Annotated in this window: 1 protein-coding gene; it reads right to left on the bottom strand. The window is 54.4% G+C overall.

Going from position 1 to position 1,447, the window contains the following annotated elements; all coding sequences use genetic code 11:
- Positions 1–62: 62 nt before the first annotated feature.
- Positions 63–1,274 carry an IS1249 family transposase gene (locus BJP06_RS00005; protein WP_083433134.1) on the bottom strand — a complete coding sequence of 404 codons (1,212 nt, stop codon included), beginning with the start codon at positions 1,272–1,274 and terminating at the stop codon, positions 63–65.
- Positions 1,275–1,447 lie beyond the last annotated feature (173 nt).

The following is a 1,447-nucleotide window of genomic DNA, read 5'->3' as shown; positions in this document are numbered from 1 at the left end:
GGCTTAAGGGACATTTTGTGTGTTTTTACGGCGTGTCGCGATAAGGGACATTTTGTGTGTGTTTAGCTGCGTCCAGCCCACCCTTTTCTCACGCCTAAGCTGGGGTTCCACTGACCATCAATGCCGGTATCGAATTCTTTCGGCCGCCCATCCAGGTGACCGCGGCGTTGTAATTCTTCTCTGGCCCACGCAGCTCGTGCGGCCTTCTCGCCGACGCGTCCGAAGTCTTGGTGCCGGGCAAGCTCAAGAGGCGGTACCGGGTCTTGCGTGTGCATGTATAGCCACCAATCCATGGTGATGCGTTGATGTTCATCGAACATGCCACGGTGCTGGCCAGCTTTGTCTTTGAGCTGCTTGTTTATCCCGCCTTCTAGCAGGTTCGTGGTGGCTTTTACATCTTGTGTCACGCCCTCTGGTGGGGCGAGGAAGACAAAGAGTTGGTCGTCTTGGATGAGCTTTTCAAACCTGCGCAGTGCACGACGTGCATTGCGGTGGGTGTACCACCATTGTTGGGTGTCGTTGACCCATGTTGGTACTTGACCTTGGGGGATATCACGGCGATAGGTGCGTTGTTTGAGCCAGTCGTCAAAGGTGATGCGGGTGGTGTGTACGGCTGCGATAAACCGTGCGGCATCGTCGGTATCAGCAACGTTGACGAGCATGTAGCCAAGCTTGCGGATTGCTTTATGTGCTGGGTGGATCGGGTTTTTACTGATATCGCTAAACGTGTTGCGTTGTACGTGGACTAGGCAGCGCTGGATGGCTACGTGGGGCCATTTACTCCGGATTGCTTTTAAGGCTCCTCCTGAGCCGTCAGTGGTGATGATTAGCGGTGGGGCGATCTTGTCGAGGAGTTTGAGGTACTCCGATGAGCTTTCCCGCAAACACCAGTGCCAGGCAATGACGTGTGTGTCCGTACATGCAACGAGCAGGCATTTCTTGTGGAAGTAGGTGCCGTCGATAAAGACTTGGTCGTAGACGCGATATGGGTCTGTCATGTTGGGCACGGTGATAAACCACAGCAGTTGAAACCATCTGGTTAAGGTGCGTCTGGTCACCTTGTGTCGTTGAGCGACGCGGTCTGCGGGTTCCCCGGAAAGGATCCAGTCGAGAAAGATGTTGAAGTGGCGTACATCGTTGGTGCGGGCGCGGGGGTTGATTGTGGATGCGTTGCAGTTCGGGCAGCGCCAGCGTTGTGTGCCTGCGGTTGTGGTTCCGTTTTTTATCAGTGTGTGGCCGCATAGTGGGCAAGACGGCCGGTTTGTGATTGCCATAGCAATTGGCCTTACCGCACCACGGTCGGAGCCTATACCACAGGTGTGGTGGTATTCGGTGTTGATTTCTCGAAACGGGCGAATGGAACTGTTTTGAAAACCATATCTGGTTGCTGGCCGAGGTCATCCCGGGAAACCGGATAGATTTACACACACAAAATGTCCCTTAAGCC

This window comes from Corynebacterium sp. NML120713 (assembly GCF_001875735.1).
Lineage (GTDB): Bacteria > Actinomycetota > Actinomycetes > Mycobacteriales > Mycobacteriaceae > Corynebacterium > Corynebacterium pseudogenitalium.
This window is presented reverse-complemented; position numbering and strand designations above follow the sequence as displayed.

What these genes read in the sequence shown, in the direction of transcription:
- BJP06_RS00005 (WP_083433134.1), bottom strand. Translation starts at nt 1,274, where the DNA reads ATGGCAATCACAAACCGGCCGTCTTGCCCACTATGCGGCCACACACTG.